This is a genomic window from Streptomyces sp. NPDC016851 (assembly GCF_055562795.1).
The window spans coordinates 72,230-90,615 of record NZ_JBVHEP010000021.1 but is presented as its reverse complement, the minus strand read 5'-3'; the positions used below and the strand labels follow the sequence as shown (position 1 = coordinate 90,615).

23 protein-coding genes are annotated in these 18,386 nt (G+C 71.4%); 8 read left to right on the top strand and 15 right to left on the bottom strand.

Translation table 11 applies throughout. The features are described from left to right. Window positions 1-11 precede the first annotated feature (11 nt). From ACZ3I3_RS29500 to ACZ3I3_RS29475, 6 genes are all read right to left on the bottom strand, one after another. Complete coding sequence (locus tag ACZ3I3_RS29500) at window positions 12-344, bottom strand: DUF2516 family protein (protein ID WP_467370165.1); 333 nt, start codon at window positions 342-344, stop codon at window positions 12-14. Window positions 345-462: 118 nt separating this feature from the next. Further along, window positions 463-1,137 (bottom strand): hypothetical protein, encoded by a 675-nt coding sequence (locus ACZ3I3_RS29495; protein ID WP_467370065.1) that lies wholly within the window; start codon window positions 1,135-1,137, stop codon window positions 463-465. Window positions 1,138-1,225: 88 nt separating this feature from the next. After that, window positions 1,226-1,924 (bottom strand): helix-turn-helix domain-containing protein, encoded by a 699-nt coding sequence (locus ACZ3I3_RS29490; RefSeq protein WP_467370063.1) that lies wholly within the window; start codon window positions 1,922-1,924, stop codon window positions 1,226-1,228. A gap of 165 nt (window positions 1,925-2,089) precedes the next feature. Continuing rightward, complete coding sequence (locus ACZ3I3_RS29485) at window positions 2,090-2,383, bottom strand: DUF1330 domain-containing protein (RefSeq protein ID WP_467370062.1); 294 nt, start codon at window positions 2,381-2,383, stop codon at window positions 2,090-2,092. Window positions 2,384-2,504: 121 nt separating this feature from the next. After that, window positions 2,505-3,362, bottom strand: coding sequence for a PhzF family phenazine biosynthesis protein (locus ACZ3I3_RS29480; protein WP_467370061.1), 858 nt, complete (start codon window positions 3,360-3,362; stop codon window positions 2,505-2,507). Next, window positions 3,350-4,153, bottom strand: coding sequence for a nicotinate-nucleotide diphosphorylase (locus ACZ3I3_RS29475; protein WP_467370059.1), 804 nt, complete (start codon window positions 4,151-4,153; stop codon window positions 3,350-3,352). Before ACZ3I3_RS29475 ends, ACZ3I3_RS29480 begins: the two co-directional genes overlap by 13 nt. On the opposite strand from ACZ3I3_RS29475, the gene ACZ3I3_RS29470 reads away from it, so the two are divergent. Both ACZ3I3_RS29470 and ACZ3I3_RS29465 read left to right on the top strand, forming a co-directional pair. Further along, window positions 4,071-4,814, top strand: coding sequence for a winged helix-turn-helix transcriptional regulator (locus ACZ3I3_RS29470; protein ID WP_467370057.1), 744 nt, complete (start codon window positions 4,071-4,073; stop codon window positions 4,812-4,814). The genes ACZ3I3_RS29475 and ACZ3I3_RS29470 overlap by 83 nt on opposite strands. A gap of 102 nt (window positions 4,815-4,916) precedes the next feature. Then, complete coding sequence (locus ACZ3I3_RS29465; protein WP_467370055.1) at window positions 4,917-5,441, top strand: AAA family ATPase; 525 nt, start codon at window positions 4,917-4,919, stop codon at window positions 5,439-5,441. Here the strand turns inward: ACZ3I3_RS29465 and ACZ3I3_RS29460 are convergent. Next, a complete protein-coding gene (locus ACZ3I3_RS29460) occupies window positions 5,431-5,808 on the bottom strand; it encodes a VOC family protein (RefSeq protein ID WP_467370054.1) in 378 nt (125 codons plus the stop codon). The genes ACZ3I3_RS29465 and ACZ3I3_RS29460 overlap by 11 nt on opposite strands. 106 nt (window positions 5,809-5,914) lie before the next feature. Between ACZ3I3_RS29460 and ACZ3I3_RS29455 the strand changes: the two genes are divergently transcribed. Beyond that, window positions 5,915-6,643, top strand: coding sequence for a hypothetical protein (locus tag ACZ3I3_RS29455; RefSeq protein ID WP_467370052.1), 729 nt, complete (start codon window positions 5,915-5,917; stop codon window positions 6,641-6,643). A 29-nt stretch (window positions 6,644-6,672) separates the two neighbouring features. Here ACZ3I3_RS29455 and ACZ3I3_RS29450 read toward each other — a convergent pair whose 3' ends face one another. Next, window positions 6,673-7,326, bottom strand: coding sequence for a class I SAM-dependent methyltransferase (locus tag ACZ3I3_RS29450; RefSeq protein ID WP_467370051.1), 654 nt, complete (start codon window positions 7,324-7,326; stop codon window positions 6,673-6,675). Window positions 7,327-7,510: 184 nt separating this feature from the next. Between ACZ3I3_RS29450 and ACZ3I3_RS29445 the strand changes: the two genes are divergently transcribed. The 3 genes from ACZ3I3_RS29445 to ACZ3I3_RS29435 all read left to right on the top strand — a co-directional run bounded on the left by ACZ3I3_RS29445 (window position 7,511) and on the right by ACZ3I3_RS29435 (window position 9,927). Continuing rightward, complete coding sequence (locus ACZ3I3_RS29445) at window positions 7,511-8,059, top strand: DUF2269 family protein (protein WP_467370049.1); 549 nt, start codon at window positions 7,511-7,513, stop codon at window positions 8,057-8,059. A gap of 93 nt (window positions 8,060-8,152) precedes the next feature. Then, window positions 8,153-8,740: a TetR/AcrR family transcriptional regulator gene (locus ACZ3I3_RS29440; RefSeq protein ID WP_356927780.1), complete on the top strand. Its 588-nt coding sequence runs from the start codon at window positions 8,153-8,155 to the stop codon at window positions 8,738-8,740. 5 nt (window positions 8,741-8,745) lie between these two features. Continuing rightward, on the top strand, window positions 8,746-9,927 hold the full coding sequence (locus ACZ3I3_RS29435) for a GDSL-type esterase/lipase family protein (RefSeq protein ID WP_467370047.1): 1,182 nt from the start codon (window positions 8,746-8,748) through the stop codon (window positions 9,925-9,927). A 127-nt stretch (window positions 9,928-10,054) separates the two neighbouring features. Here ACZ3I3_RS29435 and ACZ3I3_RS29430 read toward each other — a convergent pair whose 3' ends face one another. Next, window positions 10,055-10,411: a winged helix-turn-helix transcriptional regulator gene (locus ACZ3I3_RS29430; RefSeq protein WP_467370045.1), complete on the bottom strand. Its 357-nt coding sequence runs from the start codon at window positions 10,409-10,411 to the stop codon at window positions 10,055-10,057. A gap of 51 nt (window positions 10,412-10,462) precedes the next feature. On the opposite strand from ACZ3I3_RS29430, the gene ACZ3I3_RS29425 reads away from it, so the two are divergent. Further along, complete coding sequence (locus tag ACZ3I3_RS29425) at window positions 10,463-11,374, top strand: NAD(P)-dependent oxidoreductase (RefSeq protein ID WP_467370043.1); 912 nt, start codon at window positions 10,463-10,465, stop codon at window positions 11,372-11,374. A gap of 28 nt (window positions 11,375-11,402) precedes the next feature. Here ACZ3I3_RS29425 and ACZ3I3_RS29420 read toward each other — a convergent pair whose 3' ends face one another. The 5 genes from ACZ3I3_RS29420 to ACZ3I3_RS29400 form a co-directional block, all read right to left on the bottom strand. After that, window positions 11,403-13,418, bottom strand: a complete 2,016-nt coding sequence (locus ACZ3I3_RS29420; RefSeq protein WP_467370041.1) for a HelD family protein — start codon at window positions 13,416-13,418, stop codon at window positions 11,403-11,405. A gap of 69 nt (window positions 13,419-13,487) precedes the next feature. After that, window positions 13,488-14,114, bottom strand: a complete 627-nt coding sequence (locus ACZ3I3_RS29415) for a TetR family transcriptional regulator (protein ID WP_467370039.1) — start codon at window positions 14,112-14,114, stop codon at window positions 13,488-13,490. A 39-nt stretch (window positions 14,115-14,153) separates the two neighbouring features. After that, window positions 14,154-15,212 (bottom strand): phosphotransferase, encoded by a 1,059-nt coding sequence (locus ACZ3I3_RS29410; protein WP_467370037.1) that lies wholly within the window; start codon window positions 15,210-15,212, stop codon window positions 14,154-14,156. 183 nt (window positions 15,213-15,395) lie between these two features. Continuing rightward, a complete protein-coding gene (locus ACZ3I3_RS29405; RefSeq protein ID WP_467370035.1) occupies window positions 15,396-16,109 on the bottom strand; it encodes an HAD family hydrolase in 714 nt (237 codons plus the stop codon). Between the two features lie 29 nt (window positions 16,110-16,138). Beyond that, window positions 16,139-17,017: a winged helix-turn-helix domain-containing protein gene (locus ACZ3I3_RS29400; protein ID WP_467370033.1), complete on the bottom strand. Its 879-nt coding sequence runs from the start codon at window positions 17,015-17,017 to the stop codon at window positions 16,139-16,141. Window positions 17,018-17,156: 139 nt separating this feature from the next. On the opposite strand from ACZ3I3_RS29400, the gene ACZ3I3_RS29395 reads away from it, so the two are divergent. Continuing rightward, complete coding sequence (locus ACZ3I3_RS29395) at window positions 17,157-17,345, top strand: hypothetical protein (protein WP_010036177.1); 189 nt, start codon at window positions 17,157-17,159, stop codon at window positions 17,343-17,345. Window positions 17,346-17,347: 2 nt separating this feature from the next. On the opposite strand, the gene ACZ3I3_RS29390 is transcribed toward ACZ3I3_RS29395, so the two are convergent. Continuing rightward, window positions 17,348-18,265 carry a FadR/GntR family transcriptional regulator gene (locus ACZ3I3_RS29390; protein WP_467370031.1) on the bottom strand — a complete coding sequence of 306 codons (918 nt, stop codon included), beginning with the start codon at window positions 18,263-18,265 and terminating at the stop codon, window positions 17,348-17,350. Window positions 18,266-18,386 lie beyond the last annotated feature (121 nt).

The window sequence follows — 18,386 nt, the reverse complement described above, 5'->3', positions numbered from 1 at the left end:
TGCCCGGGGTCTTACCGGCCGCCGTTCCAGGGGCCGTACGGGCCGTCGCTGCTGGAGCCGCGGCTGCTGCGGCCGCCGCCGGGGAGCGCCCGGATGGCGGGACGCACGTCGACCATGTACACGATCGTCGCGATGAGCCCGATGATCGGCAGGAACGACAGGATCGGGAAGAGCAGGTTCACCACGAAGGCCAGCCCGAGGATGATCATCCAGAACGGCTTGGTCTTCTTGTCGGCCGCGCGGTAGGCGTCCTCACGCCGCACGGCGGCGTCGAACAACGCGAAGCCGCTGAAAATGATCAGGGCCATGCTCAGAAGCCACATGAACCCTGCGAAGCCCTGCATCAGCACTACGTCCACCACCTGACTCGGCTCGTCCCTACGCGGTCACCGTACCCGTACAACGGGCCGGACACCCTCAGGGTGCCCGGCCCGTTGCGGTCACTCTGCGCCCCTGGCCGTCCTACTTGGCCGGCGGGGTGCTCTTCTTGGCGGTGGCGGTGGTGGTCTTGCGCGCCGGGGCCTTCTTCGCCGCGGGGGCCTTCTTCGCCGGGGCGGCCGTGGCGGCGGCCGGCTTCGCCGGCTCCTCCTTGACCTCGACCGGCCGGGCCTTCGGCTCGACGGCCACGGCCAGCTCCTCGACGCCCTCGGCGACGTCCTCGATGCCCTCGGCGGCCTCGCCGCGCCAGGTGCGCACGGCCTGCTCACCGTGCTCGGCGACCTTCTCGTAGGTCTCGCGGGCCTTGACGGCGTACTCGGCGGCCACGCCGACGCTGCGCAGCGCGACGTCCTGGGCGGTCTCGCCGATCTTCTTCAGGTCGGCGTCGATCGTGCTGCCGAGCTTCTTGACGTCGATGTCGATGGAGCCGATGAACTCCGTGACCTTGTTCTGGAGGGTCTCCTGCGTCTCCTTGACGCGGGCGGTGGCCTCCTTGGCCCGGGCGGAGGCCTTCTCCTGGACGGCCTTGGGGTCGGTGTTGCGTACGGCGTCGATCCGCGCGGGGGCCTCGGAACGCAGCTGCTCCACCAGGGCCGGCACCTTCTTGGCCTGCTGAAGGGCGAGGTCGGCGGTGCCTGCGGCGAAGTAGAGCGGCGTCGGGTCGCTGAGGGTCTTGCGCAGGTCGTCGGTGATGGCCATGGTGATGGTCCTCCCGGATTCTTTTTCGCTTGAGGGTTCGGCTGAGGGTGGTGTGATCCGCAGCGGTACGGCCGGTGCCCTGGTCCGGCTAGCCGGCCGTCTGCTGCGGGTCGGTGTCACTGCCGCCGGTGGTCTTGCGGGCCCGGCGGGCGGCGGACGTACCGCCGGTGTCCTTGCGAGCGCGACGGGCGGGCGACGGTGACGTACCGCTGCCGTCCTTGCGCGTGCGGCGGGTCGCCGACGGTGACGCGGACGTACCGCCGTCACTGCCGTCGCTCCCGTCGCTGTCGCGGGTACGGCGCTCGGCGGGCCGGCCGCCGTCGGCCGTGCGGGTCCGTCGTATCCCGGTGCCGCCGCCGGGGGCGTCCCCGTCTCCGTCCCTGTCCGCCGCGTCCTCGGTGACCACGAGGCCGACGACCGCGGAGCCGTCGCCGGTCCCGAACCCGTTCTCCTTGCGGAAGGACTCGTAGATCTGCAACAGCACCTGCTTCTGCCGCTCGTTCAGCGCCGGGTCCGCGAGGATGACGGCACGCGTCTCCACCTCGTCCCGGTCCCGCTCGGCGTCGAGGATGCCGGCCCGGACGTACAGCGTCTCCGCGGAGATCCGCAGGGCCTTGGCGACCTGCTGCAACACCTCCGCGCTCGGCTTGCGCAGCCCGCGCTCGATCTGGCTCAGATACGGATTGGACACCCCTGCGGCGTCGGCGAGCTGCCGCAGCGACAACTGCGCGTTGCGCCGCTGTTCGCGCAGGTAGTCACCGAGATTGCCGACGTTGAGCGATGCCATGACTCCAGAGTGCAGCACCCCGCTAACTATTGCAAGCACCCGCTTGCAAAAGTGCGCCACGCCACCCCGGATGCGTCCGCCGAGTACCCGCTGTCCGTTCCCAGTGGGAGTGAGCGGTTCCCGCTAGATCTGATCGGCGAAGTGAACAGGTGCCGGTTGTTCTGATCAGCGGCCTTCGATGATGCGGAAGTCGCGCTCGAAGCCGTCGGGGAGTTCGGCCAGCGCCTTCTGATAGGCCGCACTCTCGTATGCGGCGACCGCCTGTTCGAAGCTGTCGAACTCGATCAGGACAACGCGCTCGGCGATTCCGGCTTCGTGTGCGACGACCCGGCTGCCGATGCCGGCGAGCACCCGCCCGCCTGCGGCCTGGACGGCCAGACCGGCCAGTTCGTTGTAGACATCAAGCCCCTCAGGGTCTGTGATGGTGGGGTAGACGCTGACCCAGTAGCCCTTGGCCACAGTTATCTCCTGTGTTCGAAATTGATGCTCGGAAGCTTGCTCAGATCCATGGCCGGCCTCGCCGGAAGGGCGGCGGCCTGAACTGGAACGAAGAGGAGCCGACAAGTAGAGCGCGCGGGCCTCATCGCATGACCCTGCGCGCGATCGCTGCCCGGCCGCCGACTCGGATCCGGTGTCCCGTGCGGTCGCGGTGGACGGTCGCTGTAATGGTGGACGGGCTGCCGAGGTGGTCACCCATGTCGACAGCGAGGCGGTGTGTGCCGAACCCGGCAGCATGCGCCGCCAGGCAGGCCGTGCTGTTGGCGTTGGCGATGTCCTCGGGGACACCGATCGACGGGGCGAACATCCGGGCTGCTGCTCGGCCGTGTCGGTCCGGGGGCGAGTAGACGTAGCAGCCCAGCAGACCGTAGCGGTCACAGGCTGCGCGCAACTGGGTTGAGTCCGGCGTGAGTTCGGTTAGTGCGGCGCGGGATCGGATGGGCAGCAGAAGCCTCGGCCGTCCGTTCGACGCCACGCAGGCGTCGCCGGCGATCGCGTCCTCCGCCAGTCCGAGGCCGCCTGCGATTGCCCTCAGTTCGGGTCCACCGGCGCTACGCAGGCTGACCGGGCCCGGGTCGAACGACGCCGTCAGGCCGTCACCGTTTCGGCTTGCCCGACCGTCGAAGCTGCGGTGGGCCGTACGCAGGACGGCGCGGTAGTCGTGGTCGCCGCCTTCGCGTTCGGCGAGCACGGCGAGGGCGGCGACGGTGCCGTGACCGCAGGCGGGCAGTTCCTTCTGGGCGGTGAAGAACCGCAGTGTGTACGCGGGCTGACGACGCTCGGTTCCGGTCGCGCGGAGGAAGACGGCGTGCGATGTTCCCAACTCCGTGGGAATGCGGCATCGCTCCTCGTCGGTGAACGGCGCGTCGTCCAGAACGGCGGTCGGGCTGCCACCCGCGCCGTCTCGCTGACACGCGTCGACGACCGCTACCTCGGGCATGGCACCGGGCCGGTGGTCAGCAGCATGGTCAGGTCCAGTGCGGGCGCGCTGTGCGTCAACGCCCCGACCGAGATGAGGTCGACGCCCGTACCGGCGATGGCGGGAACTGTGTCCAGGCGGATGGTGCCCGAGGCTTCCAGCAGGATCCGGGAAGCGTCGGCCCGCCCGGCCCGGACCTTCACGACCTGCTCGATGTCGGCCACCGGCATGTTGTCGAGCATGATCCAGCGGGCTCCGGCGTCGAGGGCCTCGACGGCCTGGGTGACGGTCTGCACCTCGACATCCTTGAGCAGGACCATCGCCGCGAGATCGAGGCGGTGGTTGTGGCCGCCGCCGGCGGTGACCGCGTACTTGTCCAGGGCGCGCAGGCCCGGCGCCGTCTTGCGCGTGTCCAGGATGCGCGCCCTGGTCCCTGCCACAGCTTGGACGTAGCGGTCGGTCAGCGTCGCGATGCCGCACATGCGCTGCAGGAAGTTCAGCGCCGTACGCTCCCCGGTGATCAGGCTGCGCGCCGAACCGGACAGGTGCACCAGGACCTGCCCGTCGGCCAGTCGGGCGCCGTCGGCGACGGCCGGCTCGACCTTGACCTCGGGGTCGACCTGCGCGAAGACCTCGGCGACCACGGGGAGGCCGGCGGCGATGCCGCTGTGCCGGGTGCGGATCTCGGCCCTGGCCGCCAGGTCCTCGGGAACGCTCCACTCGGTGGTGATGTCCTTCCCTGACGCGTCCTCGGCCAGGGCGGCAGCGACGGCGGCCCGTGCTGCCGCCGAGGGAAACTCGGTCGTGGTCATCTGGTCTCCAGCTCTGAGGGGACGTTGGCCTGTGGCGGCAACCGCTGACGAGGCAGCACTGAAGTTCCGCTGGGCCGGTTCAGAGGACCTGGTGGATCCTGCACTCGACCTCCCGCGTACCGGTCACCCGTCCCCCGCGACGAACAGGTTCCGGGCGTTTCGATTTCCGAAGCGGTCACCGATGCTAGCGTGTCGGAATTCGAAGCATCAACCCTGGAGAGCTGGACATCCCGACATGGCAACACCCAGGCCTGGCAGTCCTGTTCGCGGCTCCACCACCGGCCGCCCCCTCATGGCCGCACTCGATCTGTTCGGGCGGCGGTGGAGTCTGCGCATCCTGTGGGAGCTTCGCGCGGGTCCGCTTGGATTCCGCCCCTTGCAGAAGCGGTGCGACGACATGTCCTCCAGCGTGATGCGGCAGCGCCTGACCGAACTGCTGGATGCCCAGGTGATTCACCAACTACCGGACAGCCGCTACGAGCTCACCCCGCTGGGACAGGAGGCGCGCCACGCCCTGAACCCCCTCGCCCGCTGGGCGGAACGCTGGGCGGCCACGATCGACCCGCAAGGGGCGGACCACGCCGACGACCAGTCCGCCAGCCACGTCTCACCTCCGGACACCGTGGGCGACGGGGCGCAGGAGAGGGGCTCCGCGGACTGACGCCACGCCTCGGATCGGAGCGGGGCGGGACCGCCGGGTCACGACGAGATGACGACACCTACCGTGCTCAGTCACACGCCGGAGCCGCTAGCGTGGGTCCCCATGATCGTATGGCTCAACGGCACCCACGGCGCGGGCAAGACGACGACCAGCGCACTCGTGCAGCGGCTGATCCCGGATTCGCGGGTGTTCGACGCCGAGAAGGTCGGCGAGACGCTCATGGACATCAAGCCGGGGCTGCCCGAGACGGACAACTTCCAGCACTGGCCGCCGTGGCGGCCGCTCGTGGTCGAGACCGCCCGCCGCGTACTCGACTACACCGGCGGCACCCTGGTGATACCCATGACGGTCCTGGTCGAGCAGTACTGGCGCGAGATCAGTACGGGTCTGGCCCAACACGGAATCCCTGTACGGCACTTCGTCCTCCACGCCGACCAGGAGACCCTGCGCGGGCGCATCGCGGGCGACACCGTTCTCGGCCCCAACTCCCCGTTCCGCCTCCAGTACCTCGAGCCCTACGCCGAGGCGGCCCGCACCTGGCTGCACGCCGAGGCCGAGGTCGTCGACACCACCCACCTCACGCCGGACCAGGCCGCCCTGCGGATCGCGGAGGCCGTCAAGAACTGAGGCCTCCGACGATGCAGAAGGGATGCCCCGCCGGATCCGTCAGCACGCGCCACCTGCTCTCGTTCGGCTGCCGCTCCGGCCGGCCCGCTCCCAGTTCCAGCAGCCGGGCCTCGGCCTCCTCCAGGTCCGCGACCCTGAAACAGCAGTGCAGTTGCTGGGGCACGTCCTGGCCGGGCCAGCTGGGGGCCCGGTAGTCGTCGACCCGCTGGAAACCGAGGGAGAGCCCGTCCCCACCGCCGAGAGAGGCGAAGTCGGCGTTCGATCTCGCGTGCGGTCCGAGGCCGGTGGCCGCCTGGTAGAACGCCGCCAGCGCGAGCGGGTCAGGGCAGTCCAGGGTTATGGCGCTCAACTTCATCTGTACGGACATGCCGGCCTCCTGGCCCGATCGTCGGTGGACACTCGCGATCACCCTAGAAGCGGCCCGGCCCAAAATCGTTCGACTGTCGGGCCCTGCGCAGCCATGATCCGCTCCCATGACGAGTTCGCCGCAGTTCCTGGTCCGGGCCGCCGCCCTCAACAACGCCGAGTGGTGCGCGGCGATGTGCCGGGCGCACGGCGTGGCGGGTGAGTTCGGGGGCGAGGCGTGGGCCGCCTCGGGGCGGGCGCCGCTCTACTACCCCGACGCCGTGACGCTGGAGCCGGGCGCCGACCCGGACGCGCTCGTGGCGCGGGTCGACACGGGCTCCCCCGGCGCCTCGGTCAAGGACAGTTTCGCCGATCTCGATCTGACGGGGGCCGGGTTCCGGGTGCTGTTCGAGGCGCGGTGGATCCACCGCCCGGCGGGTGCGGCCGCGCCCGCCCGCACCCCAGGGCCGACGGACCTCGCGTGGGACGTGGTGCGCGATCCGGACGCGCTGCGCGCCTGGGCACTGGCCTGGGACGGCGGCGCCGGGAACGCGGACCTCTGGCGGGACGGGCTGCTCGCCGGCCCGGAGACCTTCGTGATCGCGGGGCGGTCCGGTGACGGGCGGGTCGTGGCCGGAGCGGTGGCCACCCGTGGCGCGCACGTGGTCGGCGTCTCCAACGTCTTCGGGCGGGAGGGCGGGCCCGACGCGGCCTGGCCAGGCTTGCTGCACCTGCTCGGGCGGCTCTTCCCCGCCCTGCCCGTGGTCGGCTACGAGAGCGGCGACGACCTGCGGACCGCCCTCCGGTACGGCTTCGAGCCGGCCGGCCCGTTGCGGGTGTGGCTGCACGGAGGGTAGCGGCGGGTAGTGGCGGGGCCCGCCGCCCGCTACCGCGGCTTGTACGCCAGGAACGTGCCGATCTGCCGCTTGGTCCCCTCGTCCGGCTCCTGCACCACACGCGTCGTGACGACCAGCCCGGCCCGGTGCAGCAGTTCGGCGATCCGCTCCGGCGGCAGCAGGTACGACTCGTAGGACACCGGGTGGTCGCCGTAGGCGTGCGACGGGCGCAGGTGCTCGCCGCCGCCCACGGGGCCGGCCAGCATCAGCCGGCCGCCGGGCGCGAGGGTGCGGTGGAACTCGGCGAACACGGCCGGCAGCCACTGCGGCGGGGTGTGGTGGGTGGAGTAGTACGCCAGGATGCCGCCGAGTTCGCCGCTGCCGATCTCCAGCGCGGTCATCGAGCCGACGGTGAAGCGGAGATCCGGATACGCCTCCCGGGCCAGCCCGACCATCTCCGGCGACACGTCCACGCCGAACACCGGTACGCCCAGCGCGTCCAGATGTGCCGTCACCTTGCCCGGGCCGCAGCCGAGGTCGGCCACCGGCCCGGGGTGCGGCGGCCGGACGAGCTCGGCGAAGGCGGCCAGCATCGCGCGCGACACCGGGTCCAGCTCGGTCGGCTGCTTGACGAGCCGGGCGTAGTCGGCGGCGACGGTGTCGTACGACTCCCGGACGGCGGTGAGGTGGGAGGGCTCGGTCATGCCGTGAAGGTAGACGACGGCACTGACAGGGCCGGGCCGTCACGCCGAGCGAGCACATGCCGGTCCCCCGCCCGTACTCCCCCGCCCGCCCCGCTCGGACTCCGACTCGTACTCCGACGCCAGTACGCCGCTTTACTCCTCCCGTAAGACGCCACCGCCACCCCCCGCCCGGCACCGTGACAGCGTGAAGCCGAAGCAGAAGCCCCGCCCGATTCCGAAACTCGGCCGCCCGGCGCGCCGGGCCGTTCTCGTCGTCCACGTCCTCGCCTCCGCGTGCTGGCTCGGGCTCACGCTCGGGCTGCTCACGCTCGGGACCACCGCGGCCGCCACCGGGTCCGCCGTGACCGTGGAGTCGTCCGTCCGGGCCATGAAGCTCTTCGCCGACTGGCTCCTGCTCCCCGTCGCGTTCCTCACCCTGCTCAGCGGACTGGTGCTGTCCCTGGGCACCCCGTGGGGACTCGCCCGGCACCGCTGGGTGTACACGAAGTTCTGGCTGACCCTCGCCACGACCACCGCCACGGTGTTCGCCCTCCGCCCCGGGGTGAACTCCGCGGTTACCGCGGTCGCCGCGGGCGGGCCTCTGCCCGATGCCGGTGACGTGCTGTTCGGGCCGGTCGTCTCGCTGTCCGCCTACGTCTTCATGACGGTGATCTCCGTCCTGAAGCCCTGGGGCCCGACCAGGCGGGGCAGGAGGCTGCGGGCGCCCGCCCCGCGTGCCCTCCAGGACGCCTGAGCCAGCCAGTATCCGGTGTTCCTAACAGAGCGGGAATTTGCCTAAAGATATTAGGCAGATGCACACTACCTTCTGGCAGAAGGGAGTGCCCGTATGGCACGCGTAGGACTGACACCGGAACGCCTGACCCGGGCAGGTGCCGAGTTGGCCGACGAGGTCGGATTTGATCAGGTGACCGTCTCGGCGCTCGCCCGCCGGTTCGACGTCAAGGTCGCGAGTCTGTACTCGCACGTGAAGAACTCCCAGGACCTCAGGACCCGGATCGCCCTGCTGGCGCTCACGGAACTCGCCGACCGGGCCGCCGACGCCCTGGCCGGGCGGTCGGGCAAGGAAGCCCTGGCCGCCCTCGCGAACGTCTACCGCGACTACGCCCGGGAGCACCCCGGCCGTTACGCCGCCGCCCAGCTGCGGCTCGACCCGCAGACGGCGGCGGCGAGCGCCGGCGTCCGGCACGCGCAGATGACCCGGGCGCTGCTGCGCGGTTACGACCTGACGGAACCGGACCAGACCCACGCGGTCCGGCTGCTGGGCAGCGTCTTCCACGGGTACGTCAGCCTGGAAATGGGCGGCGGGTTCAGTCACAGCGCCCCCGACACCGACGCCACCTGGACCCGGATCCTCGACGCCCTCGACACGCTGCTGCGGAACTGGCCCGAGCCCCCCACCGACCCCCGAGGCTGACACCCATGCACTCCGAGCACGACTGGATCACCACCCCCCTCACTGCGGACCTGCTGCGCGGCGCCCTCGACCTGGAGCGCACCGAACACGGGCTGCTCCCGCACCGGCTGCCCGCCCGGGCCCGCGCGCAGAACACCAACGCCCAGCTGGCCATGGCGGAGGCCCAGCCCTCCGGCGTACGGCTGGCGTTCCGTACCGCCGCGACCGCCGTCGAGCTGGACACGCTGCGCACCAAGCGCGACTACGCCGGCTTCCCGCCCCGGCCGGACGGCCTGTACGACCTGCTCGTCGACGGCCGCCCGGCCGGCCAGGCGGCGGGCACGGGCGGCAACGTCCTCACGATCGACATGGCCACCTGGGACGGCGAGGTCACGCCGGGCCCGGTCGGCACCGTCCGCTTCACCGGGCTGCCCGCGCGCGAGAAGGACGTCGAGATCTGGCTGCCGCACAACGAGACCACCGAGCTCGTCGCCCTGCGCACGGACGCGCCCGTGGCGCCCGTGCCGGACCGGGGCCGCCGGGTGTGGCTGCACCACGGCAGTTCGATCAGCCACGGCTCCGACGCCGCGAGCCCGACCGCCATCTGGCCCGCGATCGCCGCGTTGCGCGGCGGTGTGGAACTGGTCAACCTCGGTCTGGGCGGCAGCGCGATGCTCGATCCGTTCACGGCGCGTGCCATGCGGGACACCCCGGCCGACCTGATCAGCGTGAAGATCGGCATCAACCTCGTCAACGCGGACGCGATGCGGCTGCGCGCGTTCGGTCCGGCCGTGCACGGTTTCCTCGACACGATCCGCGACGGGCACCCCGACGCCCCGCTGCTGGTCGTCTCCTCCGTCCACTGCGCCATCCACGAGACCACGCCCGGGCCGACGGCCCCGGACATCAGCGCGCTCGGCGAGGGCCGGCTGCGGTTCGCCGCGATGGGCGACCCGGCGGAGGTGCCCGCCGGGAAGCTGACGCTCGACGTCGTCCGGGAGGAACTGTCCCGCATCGTGCGGCAGCGCGCCGCCGAGGACCCGAACATCCACTACCTCGACGGCCTCGACCTCTACGGCGCCTCCGACGCGGCCGAACTCCCCCTCCCCGACGAGGTCCACCCGGACGCCGCCGCCCACCGCCGCATCGGCGAACGCTTCCACGCCCTGGCCTTCACCGAGGACGGCCCCTTCGCGGCGGGTTCATGACGTAGTACGCGTACGGGGAACACCCACTTTTTTGTGGGTACTTGGCAGCGCGCCGGCGTGGGGCGAACCTGGAGGTGGGTCGTCGGTGAGGCGCCGGATGCGAAGGGGACGGAGGTGAACGCGGGCGTCAGGAGGCCGACCGGGTGGCCTGCGTCCCGGCCAGTTTCTCCAGGCGCCGGTGACCCCAGTCGGACAGCGGGGCCAGTGCCTCGGCGAGTTCGCGGCCGAACGGGGTCAGGGAGTAGACCGTCTTCGGTGGCAGCACGTCGTACACCTCCCGCCGCACCAGCCCGTCCGTCTCCATCTCGCGCAGTGCCTCGGTCAGCACCTTCTCGGTGAGGCCCGGCAGCCGCCTGCGCAGTTCCGCCGGACGGTGCGGGCCCGACTCCAGCAGCCAGAGCAGGGTCGTCTTCCACTTGCCGTCGATCACGGCGATCGCGGCGGTCACTCCGCAGACGTTCGGGTCCTGGCGCCGGCGCGTCATCCTTCAGCCCCATTCCTCATCAATTGCGCATGCCTTCAAGGGAGTTCAAGCGTGTCCACGTACAGCACGTCCTCGTCCCCGGAACATTCCGCGCGGCCCGCCGTCACCGTCCTCGGTCTCGGCCCGATGGGCCGCGCGCTCGCCGGTGCCCTCTTGGACACGGGACTGCCGACCACGGTCTGGAACCGCACGCCGGGCAGAGACCGGGAACTCGTCGAACGTGGGGCGGTGGGCGCCGGCTCGGCGGCCGAGGCGGTCGCCGCCGGTGAGGTGGTCGTCGTCTGCGTGGTGAACTACGACGCCGTCGACGCCGTCCTGCGCCAGGACGACGTCGCCGCCGCACTCAAGGGCCGTACGGTGGTGAACCTGACCGCCGACACCCCGGCCCGGGCCCGCGACACCGCCGACTGGGCCGCCGCGCACGGCGTCCGCTACCTGGACGGCGCGATCATGACCCCGACGACCACCATCGGCACGCCCGACGCCGTGTTCCTGCACAGCGGACCGGCGGACCTCTACGAGGAACTGGCGCCCGTGCGACAGGCGTTGGGCGGCACCCACACCCACCTCGGCGAGGACACGGGCCGGGCCGCGGCCTACGACATCGCCCTGCTCGACATCTTCTGGGCGGCGATGGCGGGCTACACGCACGCCCTGGCGGTGGCCCGCGCCGAGGGTGTCACCGCCGGGGAGCTGGCGCCCTTCGCCCAGGGCATCGGCGCGATCCTGCCGCCGGTGTTCGCCGAGGCCGCGGCGGACGTCGACGCCGGCACCTACTCCGGCGAGGGCAACCCGCTCACCTCGGCGGTGTCGTCCATGGCCCACATCGTCCACGTCTCCGAGTCCCACGGCATCGACGCCGGCGTCATGCGCGCGGCCGAGGGCATGGCCCGTCGCGCGATCGGGCTCGGGCACGGGACGGACGGTTTCATCCGGATCGCGGAGGTCATCGGGCGGCGGTGAGCCCTCAGGAGGGCCGGGCCGGCTCGGCCTAGAACGGCAACGGCCGCCCCCGCACCACGTCCAGCCGTGTCACCGCCCGCGTCAGCACCACGTAGAGCCGGTGCAGTCCCCGTTCCTCCGCCTCGGCGATCGCCGCCGGCTCTACGGCCACGACATGGTCGTACTCGAGGCCCTTGACGACGCTCGCCGGTACCAGGGACACCCGTGCGCCGAGTTCCTCCGGGCCGGCCGCGTCGATGCCGGCCGCGTCGAGGGCCGCCCGGATCCGGGGCACGTCCGCGTCCGCCGCGACGACCCCGATCGAGCCCTCCCGCCCCAGTGCGTCCCGGACGGCCTCGACGGCCGCGCCGGGCACGCCGTCCGGGTCCGTCTCGCGCATCCGCAGCTCCCCGTCACCGCGCAGCGAACGAGCAGCCGGTACGTCCACGTCCAGCCGCTCCAGCAGCCGGTTGGCGAGGGCGACGACCGCGCGCGGCACACGGAAGCCGGTGGTCAGCTCGACCACGGCCGCGTCCGGTTGCCCCAGGTGTGCCAGGACGGCCGGCCACGACCGGGCAGCCCACGGTGTCGTCCCCTGCGCCAGGTCGCCCAGGACCGTCAGCGAGCCGAAGGGCGCCCGGCGGGCGATGGCCCGGCACTCCATCGGGGACAGGTCCTGCGCCTCGTCGACGACGACGTGCCCGTACCCTTCCGGGTGCTCGATCAGCCCGGCGACCTCGTCGAGGAGCACCAGATCGGCGGCCGACCAGCGCGCCGACTTCCACGACCGGGGCGGCTTGCGCCACAGCAGCGCCCGCTGCTCGTCGGGGTCCAGCAGCCCGTCGGCGGCCTCCGCCAGTACCCCGGGGTCGGTGAGCAGTCCGGCCACCACCTCCTCGGGCCGCACCCGGGGCCAGACGGCGTCGACGTACGCGGACACGGGCCGGGCCCGCTCGATCCGGCGCACCCAGGCGTCGGGGGGCGGCCCGGCCCGCCGTTCGGCCTGCTCGCGCAGGCACCGCACGATCCGCGCCCGCACCCGCTCCCGCCCGACCCCGTAGGGCGGTTCCTCCTCCCGTACGTCCGCCACGATCCTCTCCAGGGTCTGCGCCGGCACCCGCCAGCGGTACGACCCGTCCGGCACGGCGAGGGAGCCGGCCCCCGCGGCGCGCACCCTCGCGTACAGCGCCCGCCGCAGTACCTCGGCCATCCGGGCGTCGTGCTTGACGACGGCGGCCGCCGGCTCGTCACGGCCCCTGACCGGATGCCGCGCGATCTCCTCGGCCGGTGTCGACTGCCGCACGCCGGTCTCGCCGAGGGACGGCAGGACCTCCGCGATGTACGACAGGAAGGTGCGGTTGGGCCCGAGGATCAGCAGACCGCCGCGGCGGATGCGCTGCGGGTGCGTGTAGAGCAGATACGCGGCCCGGTGCAGCCCGACGGCCGTCTTGCCGGTGCCGGGCGCCCCCTGCACGCACACCGACACCGCCAGCTCCCCCCGTACGAGGTCGTCCTGCTCGGGCTGGATGGTCGCGGCGATGTCCCGCATGGGCCCGACGCGCGGCCGTTCGATCTCCCGGGCGACGATCTCGCTGGTCCGCGCCTCGCCCTGTCCCAGGTGCTCGTCCTCCAGGCCGGTGAGGTCCCCGGAGTCGCCCCGGCTGCCGGGCGCCCACCCGAACCGGCGGCGCACGGCGACGCCCTGCGGGTCGCGGGCCGAGGCCTGGTAGAAGGCGCGTGAGACGGGCGCGCGCCAGTCGACGACGAGGGGCGGCTCGGCCGGATGCTCGGAGATCCGCAGCCGGCCGATGTGCAACTGCCCGTCCTCGCGCTGCAAGGCCCCGAAGAACAGAGGCCCTTCGGGCAGCTCGCGCAGCGCCTTGGCGTGGCTGCGCAGCCGGTACCCGAGCACCTCGGCATCGGCGCCGGACGCGGACACGTCCTCCCCGATGACGACCTGCTCCCCGGCCCCCTCGACCATCGCGGCGAGGGCGGCCCGGCACCGGTCGTGGTGGGCGCGTTCACGGGCGAGGACATGCTGAAGGGCGGGCTCGGTCGACGTCATTCCACAGAGCGTACCGTGAAACGTAACCGAGTTAAATTTATTACCGAGTATCGCTATGGTCGAGTGTCACTATGGCCGAGCATCGCCCCGGACGCCGGGTGGCAGCCCCGCCGCCAGCCATCCGAACGCCCGCTCCGCCGCAGCCACCGCGTCCGCCCGTACGTCCGCCACCCGCTCCCCCGCCGCGATCCGCCGCCAGTTCTCCAGCGCGAGGATCCGCTGCACGGCCATGATCTGCCCGGCCGCGAGCCGCGCGTCCAGATCACCCCCGAGCGCCTCGGCGAGCGCGGCCTCGGACCGCTCCTGGTGCGTGTGCGCCCGGGCGACCAGGGAGGGCGTCCCGTAGAGCAGCCGGTGGAAGGCGAGCACCCGGGGATCGTCGTTGAGCCCGGTCACGGGATCGCACCGCTCCAGCCCCTGAAGGAAGTGCCGCCGCAGCGCCTCCACGGGATCGCCCTCCGCCGCCGCCACCACCCGCGCGGCCTCGCCCTCGTGGTCGGCGATCCGGTGCAGGACCAGGTCCTCCTTCGCCGGGAAGTACCGGAACAGCGTCGGCTTGGAGATCTCGGCCGCCGCCGCCACCTCGGCGACGGACACCGCGTCGAACCCCTTCTCCAGGAAGAGCCGGATCGCGACGTCCGACACGACCTGGTACATCCGCTGCTTCTTGCGCTCCCGCAGCCCGATCTCACTCATGCGGCGAGCCTACGCAGTGGCGCGAGACCGGCTTCCGCGTCAGGACGAGTGCCAGCGGATCAGCGCGGCCATGATCTGCGAGCGGCTCGGCACCTGCGCCAGGCCGAGCGGCCGCGCGGCGGCGGTGAGGATCTTCTGGAGCTTGCCGGCGGCCACGGGCAGGGCCACCCAGTTGAAGGCCGCGTCCTCGCGCAGGGACAGCGACACCCGGATGACATCGGTGAAGACCGACTGCGCCCGCTTGAAGTCGAGGATCAGCGGCAGGTCCCGCTCCCACCCGGCCGAGCTGCCCGGCCGGATCCCCTCGACCAGGTCGCACCACTCCCGGACCATACGGTGCTCCTGGTCGCCCGGGTAGCGCATCAGGTACAGGTGGGTGGCCAGGTCGTAGAGCGGATCGCCCAGCATCGCCAGCTCCCAGTCGATGGCCCAGAGCCGGCCCCCCGGATCGAGGACGAAGTTCTCCCGGTGCAGATCCGCGTGCAGGAGACAGAACGGGCGCTTCTGGAGCCCGAGGACGTGCTTCCGGAGCAGGGTGAACGATTCGTCCGAGATGCCGAGCGCGTGGAACAGGCCGGCGAACTCCGCGTGGTTCTTCCGGTAGACCTGCTCCTCGACGAAGACGACCAGCCGCTCCAGAAATCCTTCGCTGTCCCCGTCCTCGGCGCGGTCGCGGTCCTCACAGCGCCGCTCCACCCGCAGCATGTCCGGCGTGACCCGCACCATCTCCCGGAAGAGATCGACGATCTGGCGGAACACCGCGTCGGGGACGCGCCGCCCAGGCCGCCGCTGCTCACCGAGCGTCCGCCCCTCGATGAAGCCCTGGAATCCCATGCCGGCGACCTCGACGATGCCGGGAACGCGGCTGATGTGCTCCTGGAGGGCGCGCAGCAGCGCCTCCTCCGACCGGAAGCACCGCCGGTCGAACCACAGGATCTCGGAGCGCGGCTCACGGACCTTGACGGTTCGTGTCCCACCGGGCAGCGCGAGAACGTAGGTCTCGTGGTGGTACCCCTTGAGCGGCCCCTTGACCAGGCTCGGGTCGCCGCTCAGCTCGACTGCTCGCTGCCGGGCACCGGAGACCGGTGGGTGTGTCATTGGGTGGTTCAGCCTGCCCCGGTGGTGCGGAGGGTGTAAGGGGGAAGGCACGTTACTCCTCCGGACGCCGTCATCAGGGGAGAACCGGGCTATCGATCCGAACTCCCCTCTCCCAGGTGAACCGGCGCCCCTGAGCGACAGGCCTCGACCGCCCGGCCACAGCCCCCAGGGGGCCAGGAGCCCCTAGCCGCGCAGCAACGCCAGCACCGGCTCCAGGGACTCGATCACGGTGCCGGCGCCCGCGTCCTTGAGGATCTTGGCCTTGCGGGGGTTGCTCGCGTACCCGAGGAACGGCACCCCGGCCCGGACGGCGGCCTCGTGGTCCGAGGGGGCGTCGCCGATCATCAGGGCGTCGGCCGGGGCGGCGCCCATGGCGTTCAGCGCCCGGTTGAGGCAGTGCGGGTCCGGCTTCAGGTGGTGGAGTTCCTGGGCGCGGCCGTAGATGTGCGGGGAGAAGCAGCCGGCGATGCCCCGGCCCTCGAGGTACGTGCGCACCACCCGCGGGGAGTTGTTGGTGGTGATCGCGAGGCCGGAGCCCACCGCGGACCAGGTGCGTATGAGCGGATCCGCGTACGGGGTCGGCATCGCGGAGGAGGCGGCCCGCAGCTCCTCCTGGGTGAGACGTTCCTCCAGCTCCGCGACGAGGTCGCTGCCGGGATGCCGGCGGTCCACGGCGCGCAGGACGACCTGCGGGTCGAGCGTCTCGCGTTCCCCGTCCGTCAGCAGGCCGTGCAGCCCCCGGCCCTCCAGCCAGGCCACCAGGTCGGTCGCCACCCCGTCCGCCGAGTGCCTGGCGAACAGCCGGCAGATGGGCCCGTCGAAGTCCCACAGCACGACACGGGCGCCTTTGATCAGAGTCGGAAGATGGTACTGATCGTTCTCGTTCTCGACTGTCACCGAACCAGTCTGCGTCGCATCAGAAGTCACTAGGAGAGTGTCAGGTCCGTGGTGATGGTTTCCCAGAGGGCGTCGAACCACTTCTGCGATTCCTGCACGAACGCCGCGTCCCGCAGGCCCGCCCGCTTCACGAAGGAGAAGAGGAGCGACTGGGAGCCGAGGACGTCGTACATGTCCAGGGTTTGGCTGCCCCACTCCTCCGCGCGCCTGGTCAGCATGTAGTAGCCGATCAGCGCCTCCTCCCCGTTGAGCAGGTACAGCTTGACCGGCGGGGTGAAGGGCAGTGCGCGGAACGTGACGTGCACATCGATGCCGTGCGTGGAGCGCAGGGCGAGCAGGTTGTGCTGGAGGACCTGCCCCTGGGCGTTGCGCATGGCCAGCCAGCGCCGGTGGACCGGGTTGTCGTCGCCGTGTGCCTCGACCGGGACCGGGAAGGCCAGCTCGATGTCCCGGGAGGGCACCAGGATGCGGACGTCGATCGACTCGGGGTGGATACGGCCCTCGTGGATCAGGCGGAGCGGCTCGCCGATGGCGACCATCAGGGTCTCCGCGGTGTGGCACACGACGTCGACGCGGACCCGGCGGGCGGAGAACGCCTCGGTGAGCCGCGGCGCCAGGCCCACCATCGTCGGCTGGGGCTCGCCGCGGGCCGGGGCGGGCGCGGCGATCCGCGGCGGGCTGCCCTTGCTGACGTTGGTGAGGAGGCCGTCCTCCTGGAGCGCCCGCAGTGCCTGACGGACGGCGCCGCGTTCCACGCCGAACTCCTCCGCCAGTTCGGCCTGGGTGGGCAGGCGGTCGCCCGGCCTGAGCTCACCGGCGCGGATACGTTCCCGCAGGATGTCGGCGATCTTCTGGGGCGAATGCCTGCTGCTGCCGTTCACTGCCACGCTCTCCTGGGCCACGACCAAACGCTACAACTCTGATCCATCTGGCGGGAGTTGTTTGAAAGTTGTTTATTACCAGTAGCCAAGTGGGGACAACTTAATCAGAGTTGGTTGCCAACTCGCCAGAGTTGGCGGAAGTTTTGCTTCCGAAGGGGGAACTCCGATGCCTGCCCTCGCTCTCCTCTCCGCCGCCTTCGTCGTCGCCTTCGAGCAGCTCGTCCAGTGGAAGTACGGCCCGGCCGGAATCGTCGGGCTGATCCTTCTCACCGTGGGCATCAAGGCCAAGAGCCCGGCCGTCAGCTCCGCCGGAGCGGTCGTGCTCGCCCTGCTGATGACGGGCCCCGCCCGATGACGTCAGCTCGTGAGCACCAGCTCCGAACTGATCGTCTCCCACAGCGCGTTGAACCACAGGTGCGACTGCTCGACGAACGTCGTGTCGCGCAGGCCGGGGCCCTGCTGGAAGGAGAACAGCATCGACTGGGTGCCCCGGGCGTCGTACATCTCCAGGTGCTCGTGGTCGATCTCGGCCTCCCGGCGCATCAGCGTGTAGTACGCGAACAGCGCCTCGGCGTTGTTGAGCAGGTACAGCTTCACCGGCGGGGTGAAGGGCAGCGCGCGGAACGTGACGTGCACGTCGATGCCGTGCGTGGCGCGCAGGGCCAGGAGGTTGTGCCGGAGGACCTGCCCCTGGGCGTTGCGCATCGCGAGCCACCGCTCGTGCACCGAGTCGTCACCGTGCCCCCCGACCGGCACCGGGAAGGCGAGGTCGATGTCCCGGCTCGGCAGCAGGACCCGGACGTCGACCTTGGCCGGTTTCAGCCGTCCGGCGTGGATCTGCCGCAGCGGCTCACCGATGGCGAGCGTGAGGGAGATGGCGGTCAGGCACACGGCGTCGATCTCGACGTGCTCCGCCGCGAAGGCCGCCGCGATCCGGGGCGCGAGGGCCACCGTGGTGGGCAGCGGCGGGGCTTGTGGCCCGGTCAGCGCCCCGGCCGGGTCGGGGGCGACGGTCGCCGGGCTGCCCTTGGACACGTTGGTCAGCAGCCGCTCGGACTGGAGGATGCGCAGGGCCTGGCGTACGGCACCGCGCTCGACGCCGAACTCGTGTGCCAGCTGGGCCTGGGTGGGCATGCGTTCGCCCGGCTGCAGCTCTCCCGACCTGATCCGGGCGCGCAGTTCGTCGGCCACCTCGTGATGTGTCCTCTGTGGCCGTTGCGACCTCTTCCGTCCATTGACGGGGGCGTGTTCCGGGTCCACAACAAAACAGTACAACTTCCCGCCATCTTCCGGCAGTTCAGCACCAGGTGGTTATGAGCCGCTTCCAAGCGGAGATAAGTACAGTGAAGTTGGTCGCCAACTTGGATGACATGGTCAGGCCTTCAAGGGGTTGGCC